At 54.9% G+C, this 16,669-nt stretch carries 15 protein-coding genes; 11 read left to right on the top strand and 4 right to left on the bottom strand.

All coding sequences use genetic code 11. The annotated features are described in order from the left end of the window. Positions 1-4: 4 nt before the first annotated feature. From fucP to ACQ29O_RS00270, 7 genes are all read left to right on the top strand, one after another. Positions 5-1,321: an L-fucose:H+ symporter permease gene (gene fucP / locus ACQ29O_RS00240; protein ID WP_000998359.1), complete on the top strand. Its 1,317-nt coding sequence runs from the start codon at positions 5-7 to the stop codon at positions 1,319-1,321. An 11-nt stretch (positions 1,322-1,332) separates the two neighbouring features. After that, on the top strand, positions 1,333-2,346 hold the full coding sequence (locus ACQ29O_RS00245; protein ID WP_000155487.1) for an aldose 1-epimerase family protein: 1,014 nt from the start codon (positions 1,333-1,335) through the stop codon (positions 2,344-2,346). Between the two features lie 153 nt (positions 2,347-2,499). Then, positions 2,500-3,090 carry a transcriptional regulator UhpA gene (uhpA, locus tag ACQ29O_RS00250; RefSeq protein ID WP_000633672.1) on the top strand — a complete coding sequence of 197 codons (591 nt, stop codon included), beginning with the start codon at positions 2,500-2,502 and terminating at the stop codon, positions 3,088-3,090. Beyond that, complete coding sequence (uhpB, locus tag ACQ29O_RS00255) at positions 3,090-4,592, top strand: signal transduction histidine-protein kinase/phosphatase UhpB (protein ID WP_001091260.1); 1,503 nt, start codon at positions 3,090-3,092, stop codon at positions 4,590-4,592. Before uhpA ends, uhpB begins: the two co-directional genes overlap by 1 nt. A gap of 9 nt (positions 4,593-4,601) precedes the next feature. Beyond that, positions 4,602-5,930, top strand: a complete 1,329-nt coding sequence (locus ACQ29O_RS00260; RefSeq protein WP_000948174.1) for an MFS transporter — start codon at positions 4,602-4,604, stop codon at positions 5,928-5,930. 142 nt (positions 5,931-6,072) lie between these two features. Continuing rightward, a complete protein-coding gene (uhpT, locus tag ACQ29O_RS00265; RefSeq protein WP_000879184.1) occupies positions 6,073-7,464 on the top strand; it encodes a hexose-6-phosphate:phosphate antiporter in 1,392 nt (463 codons plus the stop codon). Between the two features lie 192 nt (positions 7,465-7,656). Beyond that, entirely contained in the window at positions 7,657-8,109 is a 453-nt protein-coding gene (locus ACQ29O_RS00270) for a DUF1198 domain-containing protein (protein ID WP_001519640.1), read from the top strand. A 432-nt stretch (positions 8,110-8,541) separates the two neighbouring features. Here ACQ29O_RS00270 and ACQ29O_RS00275 read toward each other — a convergent pair whose 3' ends face one another. Then, the gene (locus tag ACQ29O_RS00275; protein ID WP_001274841.1) at positions 8,542-8,865 is read right to left on the bottom strand and encodes a helix-turn-helix domain-containing protein; all 324 of its coding nucleotides are present in this window, start codon (positions 8,863-8,865) and stop codon (positions 8,542-8,544) included. Further along, positions 8,849-9,208 (bottom strand): type II toxin-antitoxin system RelE/ParE family toxin, encoded by a 360-nt coding sequence (locus ACQ29O_RS00280; protein ID WP_001258723.1) that lies wholly within the window; start codon positions 9,206-9,208, stop codon positions 8,849-8,851. Before ACQ29O_RS00280 ends, ACQ29O_RS00275 begins: the two co-directional genes overlap by 17 nt. Positions 9,209-9,423: 215 nt before the next feature. Between ACQ29O_RS00280 and nepI the strand changes: the two genes are divergently transcribed. Then, the gene (gene nepI / locus ACQ29O_RS00285) at positions 9,424-10,617 is read left to right on the top strand and encodes a purine ribonucleoside efflux pump NepI (RefSeq protein WP_001004790.1); all 1,194 of its coding nucleotides are present in this window, start codon (positions 9,424-9,426) and stop codon (positions 10,615-10,617) included. A gap of 59 nt (positions 10,618-10,676) precedes the next feature. Here nepI and ACQ29O_RS00290 read toward each other — a convergent pair whose 3' ends face one another. Together ACQ29O_RS00290 and ACQ29O_RS00295 are read right to left on the bottom strand one after the other, a co-directional pair. Continuing rightward, entirely contained in the window at positions 10,677-12,059 is a 1,383-nt protein-coding gene (locus tag ACQ29O_RS00290; protein ID WP_223557459.1) for a glycoside hydrolase family 1 protein, read from the bottom strand. Positions 12,060-12,164: 105 nt separating this feature from the next. Beyond that, the gene (locus ACQ29O_RS00295; protein ID WP_000824212.1) at positions 12,165-12,458 is read right to left on the bottom strand and encodes a YicS family protein; all 294 of its coding nucleotides are present in this window, start codon (positions 12,456-12,458) and stop codon (positions 12,165-12,167) included. 196 nt (positions 12,459-12,654) lie between these two features. Here ACQ29O_RS00295 and dagR point away from each other — a divergent pair, with 196 nt between their 5' ends. The 3 genes from dagR (at position 12,655) to ACQ29O_RS00310 (ending at position 16,593) form a co-directional block, all read left to right on the top strand. Beyond that, positions 12,655-15,453: a transcriptional regulator DagR gene (dagR, locus tag ACQ29O_RS00300; protein WP_001252674.1), complete on the top strand. Its 2,799-nt coding sequence runs from the start codon at positions 12,655-12,657 to the stop codon at positions 15,451-15,453. A gap of 218 nt (positions 15,454-15,671) precedes the next feature. After that, a complete protein-coding gene (locus ACQ29O_RS00305; protein ID WP_000214106.1) occupies positions 15,672-16,097 on the top strand; it encodes a PTS sugar transporter subunit IIA in 426 nt (141 codons plus the stop codon). Positions 16,098-16,107: 10 nt separating this feature from the next. Then, positions 16,108-16,593, top strand: a complete 486-nt coding sequence (locus ACQ29O_RS00310) for a PTS system mannose/fructose/N-acetylgalactosamine-transporter subunit IIB (protein WP_001284295.1) — start codon at positions 16,108-16,110, stop codon at positions 16,591-16,593. Positions 16,594-16,669: the final 76 nt, after the last annotated feature.

The following is a 16,669-nucleotide window of genomic DNA, read 5'->3' on the forward strand; positions in this document are numbered from 1 at the left end:
CACTATGAACGATAAAAACATCGTTCAGATGCCCGACGGGTATCTGAATAAGACACCTCTGTTCCAGTTTATTTTGTTATCCTGTTTATTCCCATTATGGGGATGCGCAGCCGCGTTAAATGATATTCTGATTACGCAATTTAAAAGTGTATTTTCGCTGAGCAACTTTGCTTCGGCATTAGTACAAAGCGCCTTTTATGGCGGTTATTTTTTAATTGCTATTCCGGCCTCGCTGGTCATTAAAAAAACCAGTTATAAAGTGGCGATACTTATCGGCCTGACGCTATACATTGTCGGCTGTACGCTCTTTTTCCCGGCGTCGCACATGGCGACCTACACCATGTTCCTCGCGGCGATTTTCGCCATTGCGATTGGCCTGAGTTTCCTGGAAACGGCGGCGAATACCTACAGTTCGATGATCGGGCCGAAAGCCTACGCCACGCTGCGGCTGAATATCAGCCAGACCTTTTATCCGATCGGCGCGGCGGCAGGAATTTTATTGGGTAAATATCTGGTCTTTTCCGAAGGGGAAAGCCTGGAAAAACAGATGGCGGGCATGAATGCCGAGCAAGTCCACAACTTCAAGGTGCTGATGCTGGAAAACACTCTGGAACCCTATAAGTACATGATTATGGTTCTGGTAGTGGTGATGGTACTGTTCCTGCTGACGCGTTTCCCGACCTGTAAAGTCGCGCAAACCGCGAGTCATAAACGCCCCTCGGCGCTGGATACGTTACGCTATCTCGCCAGCAACGCCCGTTTCCGTCGCGGTATTGTGGCGCAGTTCCTGTATGTGGGAATGCAGGTGGCGGTCTGGTCGTTCACTATCCGTCTGGCGCTGGAGTTAGGCGATATCAATGAGCGCGATGCCTCAACCTTTATGGTCTACAGCTTCGCCTGCTTTTTTATCGGCAAGTTTATCGCCAACATTCTGATGACACGCTTTAACCCGGAAAAAGTCCTGATCCTTTACTCTGTGATCGGCGCGCTGTTCCTGGCCTACGTGGCGCTGGCACCCAGCTTTAGCGCGGTATACGTGGCGGTGCTGGTCAGTGTTCTGTTTGGCCCCTGCTGGGCGACCATTTATGCCGGAACGCTCGATACCGTCGATAACGAGCATACCGAAATGGCGGGGGCGGTCATCGTGATGGCGATTGTCGGCGCGGCGGTGGTTCCCGCGATTCAGGGCTACGTGGCGGACATGTTCCACTCGCTACAGCTCTCATTCCTGGTTTCCATGCTGTGCTTTGTTTACGTTGGCGTTTACTTCTGGCGCGAAAGCAAAGTGCGCGGCAACCTGGCTGAAGTCGCCGCGTCCTGAGGAGATCAACCATGACAATACGTATTACATTATGGCGGGAGCTTTTTAGCGAGCAGCCGCGTATCTTGCTGGAAAATGACGATTTTACGGTTACGGCGTTTCGTTACGCCAGCGGCGTGGAAGGATTGAAAATACAAAACAGCCGCGGTCATCTGGTGATTCTGCCCTGGATGGGGCAGATGATTTGGGACGCGCAGTTTGACGGTCATGACCTGACTATGCGCAACATGTTCCGCCAGCCGAAGCCGGCTGCGGAAGTGGTGGCAACGTATGGTTGCTTTGCTTTCCATTCCGGACTATTGGCGAATGGCTGCCCGTCGCCGGAAGATACACATCCGCTGCACGGCGAGATGCCCTGCGCTGCTATGGACGACGCCTGGCTGGAGTTAGAGGGCGACAGTCTGCGCGTGACCGGGCGCTACGAGTATGTGATGGGGTTCGGTCATCATTATCAGGCGCAACCTGCGGTGGTAATGCGTAAATCAAGCGCGCTGTTTGATATTCAGATGACCGTGACTAACCTGGCTTCAGTCGCCATGCCGCTACAGTACATGTGCCACATGAACTATGCCTATGTGCCGAACGCCACGTTCCGCCAGAATATCCCGGATACCGCGCTGAAGCTACGCGAGTCGGTGCCGGCGCATGTCAAACCCACGGCGCAGTGGCTGGCGTTTAATCAACGGCTTTTGCAGGGTGAAGCCTCGCTGGCAACGCTTAACGAGCCTGGCTTTTATGACCCGGAAATCGTGTTCTTCGCCGATGAACTGGACAGATACACGGATACCCCGGAATTCAGTATGATCGCCCCGGATGGCACCACGTTCGTGACACGTTTCGCCAGCGCGGAGCTAAATTACGTGACCCGCTGGATTCTTTATAACGGCGATCAGCAGGTTGCCGCCTTTGCCCTGCCCGCGACCTGTCGGCCTGAAGGTTTTCTCGCGGCGCAGCGAAATGGAACCTTGCTTCAACTGGAACCGCAGCAAACCCGGACGTTCACCGTCACGACAGGCATTGTCTGACCGCTCAAGGCTTGAACACCCAGGCACTTATCGTTAAGGTAAGTGCTTTTGCCGGATGGCGGCATTAATGCCTTATCCGGCCTACAACGGCACCTGCCCGTAGGCCTGATAAGCGCAGCGCCATCAGGCATGCCTTAGCGCCAGGATGAACCCATGATCACCGTTGCCCTTATCGACGACCACCTTATCGTCCGCTCCGGCTTTGCACAGCTACTGGGGCTGGAACCTGATTTGCAGGTGGTCGCCGAGTTTGGTTCCGGGCGCGAAGCGTTGGCAGGCTTACCGGGGCGCGGCGTACAGGTGTGTATCTGCGATATCTCGATGCCGGATATTTCCGGACTGGAGCTGCTAAGCCAACTGCCAAAAGGGATGGCGACGATCATGCTCTCGGTTCACGATAGCCCGGCGCTGGTGGAACAGGCGTTGAACGCCGGCGCGCGCGGTTTCCTCTCTAAACGCTGTAGTCCGGATGAGCTGATCGCCGCGGTGCATACGGTGGCGACGGGCGGCTGCTATTTGACCCCCGATATTGCCGTGAAACTGGCGGCGGGTCGGCAAGATCCGCTGACCAAACGCGAGCGTCAGGTGGCGGAAAAACTCGCCCAGGGTATGGCGGTAAAAGAGATTGCCGCCGAACTGGGGCTGTCGCCAAAAACGGTGCATGTCCATCGCGCGAATCTACTGGAAAAATTAGGCGTCAGCAATGACGTTGAACTGGCGCATCGCATGTTTGACGGTTGGTAATGAACACCTTTTTTTCCCGTTTAATCACCGTTGTTGCCTGCTTTTTTATCTTCTCCGCCGCGTGGTTCTGCCTGTGGAGTATCAGCCTGCATCTGGTAGAGCGCCCGGAGCTGGCGGCGCTGCTCTTTCCCTTCGGCCTGCGCCTGGGGCTTATGCTGCAATGTCCGCGCGGATACTGGCCAGTATTGCTGGGCGCGGAGTGGCTGCTGGTGTACTGGTTAGCGCAGGAAGTTGCGCTGGCCCATCTGCCGCTTTTGATGATCGGTAGTGTGTTGACGCTACTGCCCGTGGCGCTAACCTCACGTTACCGCCATCAGCGCGACTGGCGCACGTTATTGCTTCAGGGCGCGGCCCTCACCGCCGCGGCGCTACTGCAATCCCTGCCCTGGCTGGGGCAGGGGGAAGCGGCATGGAACGCGCTACTGCTGACCCTCACGGGTGGTCTGACGCTGGCCCCCATCTGCCTGGTTTTCTGGCACTATCTCACCAGCACTACCTGGCTGCCGCTGGGACCATCGCTGGTATCGCAGCCGGTAAACTGGCGCGGGCGGCATCTGATCTGGTATCTGCTGCTGTTTATCGTCAGTCTGTGGCTGCAACTGGGTTTACCTGCTGAACTTTCGCGCTTCACGCCGTTCTGCCTGGCGTTGCCGATTATCGCGCTCGCCTGGCATTATGGCTGGCAGGGCGCGCTCATTGCCACACTGATGAACGCTATCGCGCTGATCGCCAGCCAGACCTGGCACGATCATCCCGTCGATTTATTACTTTCGCTGTTGGCGCAAAGCCTGACCGGGCTACTGCTTGGCGCGGGCATTCAGCGCCTGCGCGAGCTGAACCTGTCGTTGCAAAAGGAGCTGGCGCGCAACCATCGGCTGGCGGAGCGTCTTCTGGAGACCGAAGAGAGCGTGCGGCGCGATGTTGCGCGTGAGCTGCACGATGACATCGGACAGACCATCACCGCGATTCGAACCCAGGCGGGCATTGTGCAACGACTGGCGGCGGATAACGGCGGCGTGAAGCAGAGCGGGCAACTTATCGAGCAGCTTTCGCTGGGCGTGTATGACGCCGTGCGTCGCCTGCTGGGGCGCTTGCGCCCGCGCCAGTTAGACGACTTAACGCTGGCGCAGGCCATCCGTTCGCTGCTGCGCGAAATGGAGCTGGAAAGCCGCGGTATTGTCAGTCACCTCGACTGGCGAATTGACGAAACGGCGCTGAGTGAAAGTCAGCGCGTGACGCTGTTTCGCGTCTGTCAGGAAGGGCTGAATAACATCGTAAAACATGCCAATGCCAGCGCGGTGACGCTCCAGGGCTGGCAGCAGGATGAGCGGCTGATGTTGGTGATTGAGGATGACGGCAGCGGCCTGCCGCCGGGCTCTCACCAGCAGGGCTTCGGCCTGACCGGAATGCGCGAACGCGTGTCGGCGCTCGGCGGGACGCTAACCATCTCTTGTACCCACGGTACGCGGGTGAGCGTCTCGTTGCCCCAGCGTTACGTTTAAGGAAGGATAATGCTTTCGTTTTTAAAAGCCCCGGCCAACGCGCCGCTCATCACCGATAAGCACGAGGTTGACGCCCGCTATCGCTACTGGCGGCGGCATATCCTGATCACCATTTGGTTGGGTTACGCGCTGTTCTATTTCACCCGTAAAAGCTTTAACGCCGCCGCGCCGGAAATCCTTGCCAGCGGCATTCTGACCCGCAGCGATATCGGCCTGCTGGCGACGCTGTTTTACATCACCTACGGGGTGTCGAAATTTGTCTCCGGCATCGTTAGCGATCGCTCTAACGCTCGCTATTTTATGGGCATCGGGCTGATTGCGACCGGCGTAGTGAATATTCTGTTCGGCTTCTCGACCTCGCTGTGGGCCTTTGCGCTGCTATGGGCGCTGAACGCCTTTTTCCAGGGGTTTGGATCGCCGGTTTGCGCCCGTTTGCTGACTGCCTGGTACTCGCGTACCGAGCGCGGCGGCTGGTGGGCGTTATGGAACACCGCGCACAATGTCGGCGGGGCGCTGATCCCTCTCGTTATGGCCGCTGTCGCCCTGCATTATGGCTGGCGCGTCGGGATGATGGTGGCCGGATTGCTTGCCATCGGGGTGGGCATGGTCCTCTGCTGGCGGCTGCGCGACCGTCCGCAGGCGATTGGTTTACCGCCGGTAGGCGACTGGCGGCACGATGCGCTGGAGGTTGCCCAACAGCAAGAGGGCGCGGGGCTAAGCCGCAAAGAAATCCTCGCTAAATATGTGCTGTTGAATCCCTATATCTGGCTGCTTTCGCTATGTTATGTCTTAGTGTACGTGGTGCGCGCGGCGATCAACGACTGGGGCAACCTGTATATGTCCGAGACGCTGGGCGTAGATTTGGTCACGGCCAACACGGCAGTATCGATGTTTGAGCTGGGTGGATTTATCGGCGCGCTGGTGGCGGGCTGGGGCTCGGACAAACTCTTCAACGGCAACCGCGGACCGATGAATTTAATCTTCGCCGCCGGGATTTTGCTCTCTGTGGGTTCGCTGTGGCTGATGCCGTTCGCCAGCTACGTGATGCAGGCGGCCTGTTTCTTCACCACCGGTTTCTTTGTCTTCGGCCCGCAGATGCTCATTGGCATGGCGGCGGCGGAGTGCTCGCATAAAGAGGCGGCGGGCGCGGCCACCGGCTTTGTCGGCCTGTTCGCCTATCTCGGCGCGTCGCTTTCCGGCTGGCCGTTAGCGAAAGTACTGGAGATCTGGCACTGGACCGGTTTTTTTGCGGTCATCGCCATCGCGGCGGGGATCTCTGCGCTATTGCTGCTGCCATTTCTGAACGCTCAGGCCCCGCGCGAGACCAGCGAAGCGTGATGCACCTCACCTTTTTGCGCTGAATGGGGCAAAACTAAGAAATTTTCCCGGTTTTGCCTGGACGCTGTCGCAGGCCCCTTTTCCTGTGGATTTTTACAATGCCTGCCATTCGCAGGTATAAAAATTAGCTCAGGAGTAATCCATGCTGGCCTTCTTAAACCAGGTGCGCAAGCCGACCCTGGATCTGCCGCTCGATGTGCGGCGTAAAATGTGGTTCAAGCCGTTCATGCAGTCCTATCTGGTGGTTTTTATCGGCTACCTGACCATGTACCTGATCCGCAAAAACTTTAACATCGCGCAGAACGACATGATTTCTACCTACGGGTTGAGCATGACCGAGCTGGGGATGATTGGCCTGGGCTTCTCGATCACCTACGGCGTGGGGAAAACGCTGGTTTCCTACTACGCTGACGGTAAAAATACCAAGCAGTTTCTACCGTTTATGTTGATCCTCTCCGCTATCTGTATGCTCGGCTTCAGCGCCAGCATGGGCGCGGGGTCAACCAGTCTGTTTCTGATGATCGCTTTCTATGCCCTGAGCGGTTTCTTCCAGAGTACCGGCGGATCGTGCAGCTACTCGACCATCACCAAATGGACTCCGCGTCGTAAACGCGGCACCTTTCTCGGCTTCTGGAATATCTCCCACAACCTCGGCGGCGCGGGCGCGGCAGGCGTGGCGCTGTTCGGCGCCAACTACCTGTTCGACGGTCACGTCATCGGCATGTTTATCTTCCCGTCGATTATCGCGCTGATTGTTGGCTTTATCGGTCTGCGTTTTGGCAGCGACTCCCCGGAGTCTTACGGTCTGGGCAAAGCTGAAGAACTGTTCGGCGAAGAGATCAGCGAAGAGGATAAAGAGACTGAAGAAAACGAAATGACCAAGTGGCAGATCTTTGTTGAATATGTGTTGAAAAACAAAGTGATCTGGCTGCTGTGTTTCTCCAATATCTTCCTGTATGTGGTACGTATTGGTATCGACCAGTGGTCAACCGTCTACGCCTTCCAGGAACTGAAACTTTCAAAAGAGGTGGCGATTCAGGGCTTTACCCTGTTCGAAGTGGGCGCGCTGGTCGGCACGTTGCTGTGGGGCTGGCTCTCTGACCTGGCGAACGGTCGTCGCGCGCTGGTAGCCTGTGTGGCGCTGGCGTTGATCATCGCCACCCTCGGCGTCTACCAGCACGCCAGCAACCAGTATGTCTATCTGGCCTCGCTGTTCGCGCTCGGTTTCCTGGTGTTTGGGCCGCAGCTATTAATTGGCGTGGCGGCAGTCGGTTTCGTACCGAAAAAAGCCATCGGCGCTGCGGACGGTATCAAAGGAACCTCCGCTTATCTTATCGGCGATAGCTTTGCCAAGCTGGGTCTGGGCATGATTGCCGACGGCACCCCCGTTTTTGGTCTGACCGGCTGGGCGGGCACCTTCGCCGCGCTGGACGCCGCCGCGATCGGCTGTATCTGCCTGATGGCGATGGTCGCCGTGATGGAAGAGCGCAAAATCCGCCGTGAGAAAAAAATTCAGCAAGTCAATATCGCTTAAATGTGTGCATTTGGTAACGTTTTGCCCGGCTTAACGCCGGGCTTTTTTATGCCTTGCGTTCGTCAGACAGGACATCCGGTGTCTGGCGTAAATGAAGACAGGCGTTAATAAATCACATCCTGACAGGCCAGAACGTCGACAGTTATAAATTTACCGTTATGATGGGCATCCTGTTTGGTGACGGATGTGCGCATGATTTGGTTGATTCTGGCCACGTTTGTGGTGGTGTTTATTGTGGGTTTTCGGGTGCTGACATCGGATACCCGCCGGGCGATTCGCCGTCTGAGCGAACGTCTGAATATTGATGTAGTGCCGATAGAATCGATGATTGATCAGATGGGTAAAACGGCGGGCGGTGAGTTTTTACAGTATCTGCATCGCCCTGATGAATCGCATTTGCAAAATGCCGCTCAGGTGTTACTGATCTGGCAAATGGTGATTGTCGATGGCGGCGATCAGAATTTGCAGCGGTGGCATCGGTTGCTGCAAAAAGCGCGTTTAGCCGCGCCGATCACCGATACGCAGGTACGGCTGGCGCTGGGCTTTTTGCGCGAAATGGAACCCGATATGCAGGAGATCAACGCGTTTCAACTGCGCTATAACGCCTTTTTTCAGCCGGAAGAGGGTGTCCACTGGCTGCATTGATACTCTTCACTATCTCGTTAACAAAAGACGAGATGAATGAGGCTGGCAAGGGCGGCGAGCCACGATTAACGGCCGGATGGCGCGATTCATCGTTAGCCAAATAAAGCGTAGCCGCCATCGTATTTGCTAAGGGTGAGCCACAGAAGTAACGCACCGAATAACCGCTAACGACGCCAAAACGTCAGAGACTTGTAGCTCCTCATTTCCGTGACATATATCACGGAAATGTGATCTTGTTTTGAACACTAAAACTGTGACTCCTTGCCATACCTCCTGTCTCAAAATTTCTTATCATAAACTCGAAGTTGTACATGATTGTCTATAGACAACTCTAAATGTTTAGGCGCGCACCATGAAAACATTGTAGTGGCACACTGAATTTGCCCACCCCCAGACATCCGACTTAGCCTTAACAGACCATCGGTAAAACCCTCATACCAGCACCTTTAGCCCGTGTTTTTGGACAACATTAAGTAGTTTCAGTGACATCCCGCTGGGACGCTTGGCGCCGCTTTCCCACTTTTGAACCGTTGATACGCTGGTATTCAGGTACCGAGCGAAAACCGGCTGGCTAACGTTGAGTTCTTCTCGTAACGCTTTTATTTCAAGTGGCTGCAGGTCTTTGATGCTGCTTAAGCAGGCCGTGTCAAAACTGCGCATTGTCTCCTGGGGAATGGCATCCACGCTAAATAATCCAGATGCCGCGCTATGAATCGCTTCAAAGGCAGGGCTTTTGAATTTAGTTTTTGCTGACATGGCGCACCTCTACCAGTTCTTTGTTATTAATGAGTGCCGTTATCTGATCTTCGGTCAGGCAAGCATAGTGTTTTGCTAACTCACGGAAACCCGCAAGTTCGCGATAGCGAATGTTGGCCATATCCTGTTTGGCATACAGGAAGGTGTAAAACCAATGTTCGCCTCCCTTTGCCAACACGATTGCGCGATCGCGATTTTGATTGAGACGTTTTTTATAAACCCCGCCGCCAAGATTATCTGCTTTTCCTTGCAGTACGGCGTTGATGGCTTCGCTTAACTCGTCATCTTTTATCGTGTGGGGCTTCGCTTCTCTGTTAAACCACCTGGTTTTGAAGGTTCGCATCAGGTTGACATCCTGTAATCTAAAGTGTAGCACCAGGTGATACACTATGTCTTACCTTTTGGTTTTACACGCAGCGAGAGAAGATAATTCTCAACTCTCGACCAGCCTCGCAAAATGCAGCGCAACAATGTCAGTTGCTAAAACGTTAATCAGATCACATTTTGTAATGTTACACTGCGTGGATTTTCCGCACTAAAACGACGCAGGTAACCACAATGAATGAAAATATCGCAGAAAAATTCCGCGCTGATGGGGTTGCCAGGCCTAACTGGTCAGCCGTTTTTGCCGTGGCGTTTTGTGTCGCCTGCCTGATTACCGTTGAGTTTTTGCCCGTTAGTCTGTTGACGCCGATGGCGCAGGATCTGGGGATCTCCGAGGGCATCGCCGGTCAGTCGGTCACCGTTACGGCGTTTGTCGCGATGTTTTCCAGCCTGTTCATTACCCAGATTATTCAGGCGACCGACAGGCGTTATATCGTTATTCTGTTCGCCGTTTTGCTGACGGCTTCTTGTCTGATGGTCTCCTTTGCCAACAGCTTTACGCTGCTATTGCTGGGCCGCGCCTGTCTTGGGTTGGCACTGGGCGGATTCTGGGCGATGTCGGCGTCGCTGACCATGCGACTGGTTCCCGCGCGTACCGTGCCGAAAGCGCTGTCGGTGATTTTTGGCGCGGTCTCCATCGCGTTAGTGATCGCCGCGCCGCTGGGCAGTTTTTTGGGCGGTATTATTGGCTGGCGTAATGTCTTTAACGCCGCTGCGGTGATGGGCGTACTGTGCGTCATCTGGGTGGTGAAATCACTGCCGTCGCTGCCGGGCGAACCTTCTCACCAGAAACAGAATATGTTTAGCCTGTTGCAACGCCCTGGCGTGATGGCCGGGATGATCGCCATCTTTATGTCTTTTGCCGGGCAGTTCGCTTTCTTTACCTATATTCGCCCGGTCTATATGAATCTGGCGGGCTTTGATGTTGATGGTCTGACGCTGGTGCTGCTCAGTTTTGGTATTGCCAGCTTCGTTGGCACTTCTTTCTCCTCTTACGTCCTGAAACGTTCGGTAAAACTGGCGCTGGCCGGTGCGCCGCTGCTACTGGCGCTGAGCGCGCTGACGCTCATTGTGTGGGGAAGCGACAAAACCGTGGCGGCGGTCATAGCGATTATCTGGGGGCTGGCGTTTGCGCTGGTGCCGGTGGGATGGTCAACGTGGATCACTCGTTCCCTTGCCGATCAGGCGGAAAAAGCCGGTTCCATCCAGGTCGCGGTGATTCAACTGGCAAATACCTGTGGCGCGGCAGTGGGCGGTTATGCGCTCGACAATTTCGGGCTGCTTTCGCCGCTGGCGCTTTCCGGCTGTCTGATGCTGTTGACGGCGTTAGTCGTGGCGGCGAAAGTCCGTATTACGCCAATGAGTTGATATTGCTGCCATTTGTAGGCCGGATACGACGTTAGTCGTTATCCGGCAATAATAAACGCTTAATCAAAACCGTTATGCTCTGCGGTGGCGGCAAACCATTCTCCGCTTTTTTTCACCGTGCGCGTTTGGGTGGCTAAATCCAGTTGTACAAAACCATAGAGATTTTTATAGCCGTTCAGCCATGACCAGTTATCGATAAAGGTCCACATGTGGTAGCCAAGGAAGTGACAGCCCTCGCTAATGCCTTTATGCAGCCATTTAAGATGCTCAGAAATAAAGTCAATCCGGTAATCATCGTGAATCTGTCCCGCTTGCACAAAACGCTGCTCGTTCTCAACGCCCATCCCGTTTTCGGAGATAAAACAGCGCGGATTGCCGTAATTATCCCGCAGGTTGGTGATGATGTCGTAAATTCCTGGCGCGTAAATTTCCCAGCCGCGGTAAGGGTTCATCTTGCGCCCCGGCATGTCGTAATAGTCAAATAACCATTCCGGCATAAACGGCGCTTGCGGATTCACCGCCGTATCACGGCATTTCACGCGGCGCGGCTGATAATAGTTAATCCCCAGTAAATCGATTTTGCCGTCGGCAATAAGCTGACGGTCGCCTGGCTGACAGGCAGGCAGCTGGTCATAGGTTTTCAGCAGCGCCACCAAGTCCGCCGGGTATTCTCCCTTTAATACCGGGTCAAGAAAACTGCGGTTGAATAACAGATCCGCATGATGCGCGGCTTGCACATCGGCGGGATGCTGCGAGCGTGGGTAGGACGGCGTCAGATTCAGCACTACGCCGATTTCACCGTCGTAGCGCCCGGCGCGCCAGGCGCGCACGGCGGTCGAGTGCGCCAGCACGGTATGGTACGCCACGGTGGCCGCACGTTTAAAATCCACCACATTGGGATAGTGGAAGTCGTACAAATAGCCGCCTTCCACCGGCACAATCGGCTCATTAAAGGTAAACCAGTGCTTCACGCGGTCGCCAAACAAGGTAAAACACGTTTGCGCGTACCGACCAAACGCCTCTACGACGTCGCGATTTTCCCAGCCGCCTTTCTCCTGCATGACCATCGGCATATCAAAATGGAACAGCGTAATAAACGGCGTGATGCCCTGCGCCAGTAGCTCGTCGATGACGTGATTGTAGAAGCTCACCGCTTGTGGATTCACCTCGCCTACGCCGTCTGGAATGAGCCGCGCCCAGCTTAGCGAGGTGCGAAAACTGTTATGTTTTAACTGTTTCAGTAGCGCGATGTCTTGCTTCCAGTGGCGATAGAACGTTGAGGTTTCCGCTGGACCGACGCCCTGGTGAAAACGATCAGGCTGGCGCTCGAACCACACATCCCACGTGGTCTGGCTTTTACCGCCATTCAGACTATCCCCTTCGGTTTGCAACGCTGAGCAGGCGCTGCCCCACCAGAAGTTATCGGGAAAACGGTATCGCATTTTCGTACTCCTTGATCGCGTAAATTCGCTCCAGAATACGCAGTTTTAGCGAACAGAAACCGGTTACAGTCCGTATTTTCGCGACCAAAAAGCGGAAAAGCTGTGCTACATCTCCGGGCATTCCACCTTGCCGAGAGCCTGCCAGTAGTTATGCTGATTGTTGCGCTCTATCGCGATCATCGCCTCCCGAATATGCTGCTGGTTCCCCTCGCTTGCCATGATTTTTTTCTCCCAGGCTTCATCGGTTAGCGCGCCTTTGGGCGTACACATTTTGCGCAAATCCTTTAAAATCGTATTTTTTTCATGCGCCGACTGGAGTGAGCTAAACGGAGAGTCGGCATACGTGACGCCCGGTAGCGCGACAAGCGCGGCAATAAGCAGAAGCGTTTTTCGTTTCATAAACGGTATCCTTATCGGTTTGCACTTTTTCAAGAGTAAGTGTAGACCGTGCGACGTTCACTCATCGGGGCGTGCTATCCGTTGGCGTTGAAGTCAGGCAAAAGTGGGAAGGCGGTTTCTCGCTGCGCCTTCACTTTCTTGCGTGGCAGAATAGTGTATGTTCTGACTACTCTTTTATTTCGTAAGCGGTAGTGTAATGAGACGTATTGAGATCGTACTGGGAGAGCTGGAACGGCTGACGCGCGGGCTATGCCTTGCCGATTTGGCGCAGGAGACGGCGTTTACGGCGGAGGCGATAGGTTTCAATCTTGGGCTGGCGCGTAACTCCGTCAGCAAAGATCTCAATCAGTTATGGAATGACGGCCTGGCAATCAAAAGCCGTGGCCGCCCGGTCTATTTTCTGCATCGCCAGGCGCTGGAAACGTTGCTGGGACGACAGCTGGAAGAGTCTGAACGCGAAGTGCGGTCGGTGGCGGATGTGCTGCCGCATGAAGAGCATTACGCGCCCGACGATCCGTTTACCAGCCTGATTGGTTACGATCGCAGCCTGCGCGATGCGGTAGAAAAAGGCCGTGCGGCGGTGCTCTATCCGCACGGTTTACACGTTCTGCTTACCGGGCCGTCCGGCGTCGGTAAAACCTTTTTTGCGGAACTGATGCACCGTTTCGCCTGTGAACAGGCGAGCGGCGCTATCCCGCCGCTGGTCTACTTTAACTGCGCGGAATACGCCCATAACCCGGAACTGCTCTCCTCGCATCTGTTTGGTCATCGGCAGGGGGCGTTTACCGGCGCGAATGAACATAAAACAGGCCTCGTGGAGCAGGCGGACGGTGGTTATCTGCTGCTGGACGAGGTGCACCGTCTGTCTTATGAAGGGCAGGAAAAGCTGTTCTCTATTCTGGATAAAGGCGAGTACCGTCCGCTCGGCGTGAGCAGCCAGCCGCGATCAATTTCGGTACGCCTGATTTGCGCCACTACCGAACCGGTCGGGTCGGCGCTGTTACGTACTTTCCAGCGGCGTATTCAGGTATGCATTGATTTGCCGGGTATTCGCCAGCGCTCCGTTGAAGAACAGATCGAACTGATCGTGGGGTTCTTACAGCGGGAAAGCCGCAAAATAGAACGCACGGTCAGCATTGATAAACCGTTGTTGCTCTGGTTGCTGAATAAACCCCTGGAAGGCAATATCGGCCAGCTAAAAAGCGATATTCAGTTTCTCTGCGCTCAGGCGTGGGCATCGGGAATGACCGAGCATAACGACACGCTACAACTGGATAAGCGGCTGGCGGAGATGTCGGTTAACCCGACGCCGGAACAGCGTCTATTGGTGGATACTCTGTTTGACGGTAAAGCGCGGCTAAATATAGACGCGCGCACGCTGCCCGCATTGAAGACGTCGCTGGCGACCGGGGCGGAAATTGAAGAGAGCGACCTCTTTTACAGCTTCCTGACGCGCGAATATGTTAATTTGCGCAACAGTAACGTCCCCCCGGCGGAGACGCTGGCGATCCTGAAAAATAAACTCAGCTCGATTTTTGAATACGGTCTCTACAGCCGCGACAGCGTGGCGCATCCGCCGCGCTATGGCGACCAGATTGAAGAGCGCGTGACGCTGCTGATTGGCTGCGTAGAGCAGGTGTTGGGATTTTCGCTGCCGGAAAATCTGGTTAACCCACTGCGTAAACACTTCCTGGCGCTGATAGGCTACGTGCAGCGCGGCCTGATCCCGCAGCTTTACTCTTCCAGTTTGATCCTGGATCGCTGCAAAGACGAATATGACAACGCCACGCTGCTGTGTCGGAAAATCAACGAACTGCTGCATATTCAGTGTCCGGCGACGGAAGTGGTCTGGCTATGCCTGTTCCTGAAAGAGTGCCGCCATTATCGTCAGCGCATCGATGCCAGCCCCGACTGCGGGGTTATTTTAATCGCCCACGGCGCGACCACCGCCACCAGTCAGGCGCAATATGTCAACCGCGTGCTGGAGCGCGAGTTGTTCAGCGCCATCAACATGCCGTTTGAACAGTCGGTGCATGACACGCTGGAAACGCTGACCCAAATGATTCAAACCCGCCAATATCGGCGGCTTATCCTGTTGGTGGACATCGGCTCATTGATCCATTTCGGCAGTACGATCAGTAAGTTATTCCAGATAGATGTTTTGCTCATGCCGAACATCACGCTGACCAGTCTGCTGGAAGTCGGGCTGGATTTAAGCTATGAAACCAGCGACTTACCACAGTTGACGGCGCTCCTGCAGAGTAAAAATATCCCCTGCCAGCTTTGTACGCCGCAGCAGGAGAACGGCGGCAAAGTGCTGGTCATCTCCTGTATTACTGGCATGGGAACGGCGGAAAAAATCAAAAAGGTGCTGGAGGAGAGCTTTGGCGAGCTGATGTCGCAGGACACCAGGATGGTGATCCTTGATTATAACGAGGTACGAAGTCTGGAGCGCGTTCAGCAGGCATTGAATGCCAGCGAGCGGCTGGCGGGGATTGTCGGCACTTTCCAGCCGGGGCTGCCGGATATTCCGTTTATTTCGCTGGAAGAGCTTTTCTCCGAACAAGGGCCGGAACTGGTGTTGAGCCTGTTAACGCCCGATCTGTCCAATGCTGAACGCCGTCTGGAGATGGAGCGCAGCGCCATGCGCTTTATCAGCGCGCTAACGATGGAGAGTATCATCAACCATATTTCCGTGCTTAACCCGCAGCGTATTCTGAAAGAGATGGAGGGCGTTTTTAACCATCTGACGTCTTCGCTTTCCCTGAAACCAAGCCGCCAGGTGACACTGCGCTTCCTGATCCACTGCTGCTGTATGGTAGAGCGTATTGTGATTAACCGAAAACCGTTACAGATGGCGTTGGAAAGTCAGCCGAATCTGGACGCGCGCGCGTTTAGTGTCATCAAATCCGCTTTTCTGCCCATCGAAGACGCCTACGCCATCCGTTTATCGGATGCGGAATATTTTTATATCTACGAACTGCTCTATAGCTAATCCTTTTACTGGCGGGGCTTCGCGCCTCGCCAGACCTTTCTTCTTCCTCGCGTGACACAAATTCTGGCACAACCTTTGCTCTTCTGATGATGCGTTATGCCGGATAGCGGCGTAAACGCCTTATCCGGCCTACCGGGAGCGTTCTGTAGGCCCGGTAAGCGCAGTGCCACCGGGCAATATATGCCGGTGTTCTCATGTAATTGCGCCAGGAGGCCATTTTGACTACCACACAACCGTTGCCCCACATCCTGCTGCTGACGCATGGCGGCTGGGGACAACCGCTTTGCAACAGCCTGCGTATGGTCACGGGCGAAATTAAAGGCGTGACGGAAATCGCGCTAATGCCTGTCGATACGCTGGGCGAGTTTTATCAACGCGTCGAGGCCGTGGTGAAAACGCTGCCGGAAGGCTCGCTGATCCTGACGGATTTTGTCGGCGGCACAACGTCCAACGTCGCGGCGCGGCTAAGCGCCGATTATCCGGTGGCGGTGATTGCCGGACTGAATGCGTCGCTACTGCTGGAGGCGCTGGACAGGCGCGAACAAGGGATGCTAACCGCCTGCGTGGATGAGTTAGTTGAGGCCGGGCGCAGTAGCTGCCTGGATGTGGTCGCCCATGTACGTCAGCTACAACAATCACTCTAAGGAAAACATCATGGCCAATATCGTTTTATGCCGCATCGACAGCCGTCTCATTCATGGGCAGGTTGTCACGAAGTGGGTCGGACAATCTCAGGCGAACCGGATAGCCGTTGTGAGTGATGAACTGGATGCCGATCCGTTTATGAAAAATATCTACCTGATGGCCGCGCCGCCAAATATCAAAGTGGATTGCTTCGGCAACCAGAGTTTTGCCGCCGCATGGAAAGAAAATCAGCTTGGCGACGGTAACGTGCTGGTGCTTTTTCCCTCACTGGCGGCGGTGCAGGACGCCATACAACTGGGCTTTGACGTTACCCGCATTCAGGTTGGCGGTCTCGGCGGCGGGCCAAACCGCAAGGCGGTTTTTCAGAATATTACGCTGGATGAAAAAGACGTCGGCATTCTTAACGACCTGAAAAACCGTGGCGTTCAGGTATTTTTCCAGACCATCCCGGAAGATAAGCCGCAGCCGCTCGACGATATCCTGAAAAAATTCTAACCCTTTAATAGACACAAAATCATTCTGGATGCATCGAGGCGGCAACTGAGTGAATCCCCTGGAGCTTACTAAAGTA

The organism is Salmonella sp. GDC200615, assembly GCF_050574145.1.
GTDB lineage: Bacteria > Pseudomonadota > Gammaproteobacteria > Enterobacterales > Enterobacteriaceae > Salmonella > Salmonella enterica.

What these genes read in the sequence shown, in the direction of transcription:
- ACQ29O_RS00280 (WP_001258723.1), bottom strand. Translation starts at nt 9,208, where the DNA reads ATGCGAACCTTCAAAACCAGGTGGTTTAACAGAGAAGCGAAGCCCCAC.
- ACQ29O_RS00310 (WP_001284295.1), top strand. Translation starts at nt 16,108, where the DNA reads ATGGCCAATATCGTTTTATGCCGCATCGACAGCCGTCTCATTCATGGG.
- nepI (WP_001004790.1), top strand. Translation starts at nt 9,424, where the DNA reads ATGAATGAAAATATCGCAGAAAAATTCCGCGCTGATGGGGTTGCCAGG.
- ACQ29O_RS00245 (WP_000155487.1), top strand. Translation starts at nt 1,333, where the DNA reads ATGACAATACGTATTACATTATGGCGGGAGCTTTTTAGCGAGCAGCCG.
- ACQ29O_RS00295 (WP_000824212.1), bottom strand. Translation starts at nt 12,458, where the DNA reads ATGAAACGAAAAACGCTTCTGCTTATTGCCGCGCTTGTCGCGCTACCG.
- ACQ29O_RS00260 (WP_000948174.1), top strand. Translation starts at nt 4,602, where the DNA reads ATGCTTTCGTTTTTAAAAGCCCCGGCCAACGCGCCGCTCATCACCGAT.
- ACQ29O_RS00290 (WP_223557459.1), bottom strand. Translation starts at nt 12,059, where the DNA reads ATGCGATACCGTTTTCCCGATAACTTCTGGTGGGGCAGCGCCTGCTCA.
- uhpA (WP_000633672.1), top strand. Translation starts at nt 2,500, where the DNA reads ATGATCACCGTTGCCCTTATCGACGACCACCTTATCGTCCGCTCCGGC.
- uhpT (WP_000879184.1), top strand. Translation starts at nt 6,073, where the DNA reads ATGCTGGCCTTCTTAAACCAGGTGCGCAAGCCGACCCTGGATCTGCCG.
- dagR (WP_001252674.1), top strand. Translation starts at nt 12,655, where the DNA reads ATGAGACGTATTGAGATCGTACTGGGAGAGCTGGAACGGCTGACGCGC.
- uhpB (WP_001091260.1), top strand. Translation starts at nt 3,090, where the DNA reads ATGAACACCTTTTTTTCCCGTTTAATCACCGTTGTTGCCTGCTTTTTT.
- ACQ29O_RS00270 (WP_001519640.1), top strand. Translation starts at nt 7,657, where the DNA reads ATGATTTGGTTGATTCTGGCCACGTTTGTGGTGGTGTTTATTGTGGGT.
- fucP (WP_000998359.1), top strand. Translation starts at nt 5, where the DNA reads ATGAACGATAAAAACATCGTTCAGATGCCCGACGGGTATCTGAATAAG.
- ACQ29O_RS00275 (WP_001274841.1), bottom strand. Translation starts at nt 8,865, where the DNA reads ATGTCAGCAAAAACTAAATTCAAAAGCCCTGCCTTTGAAGCGATTCAT.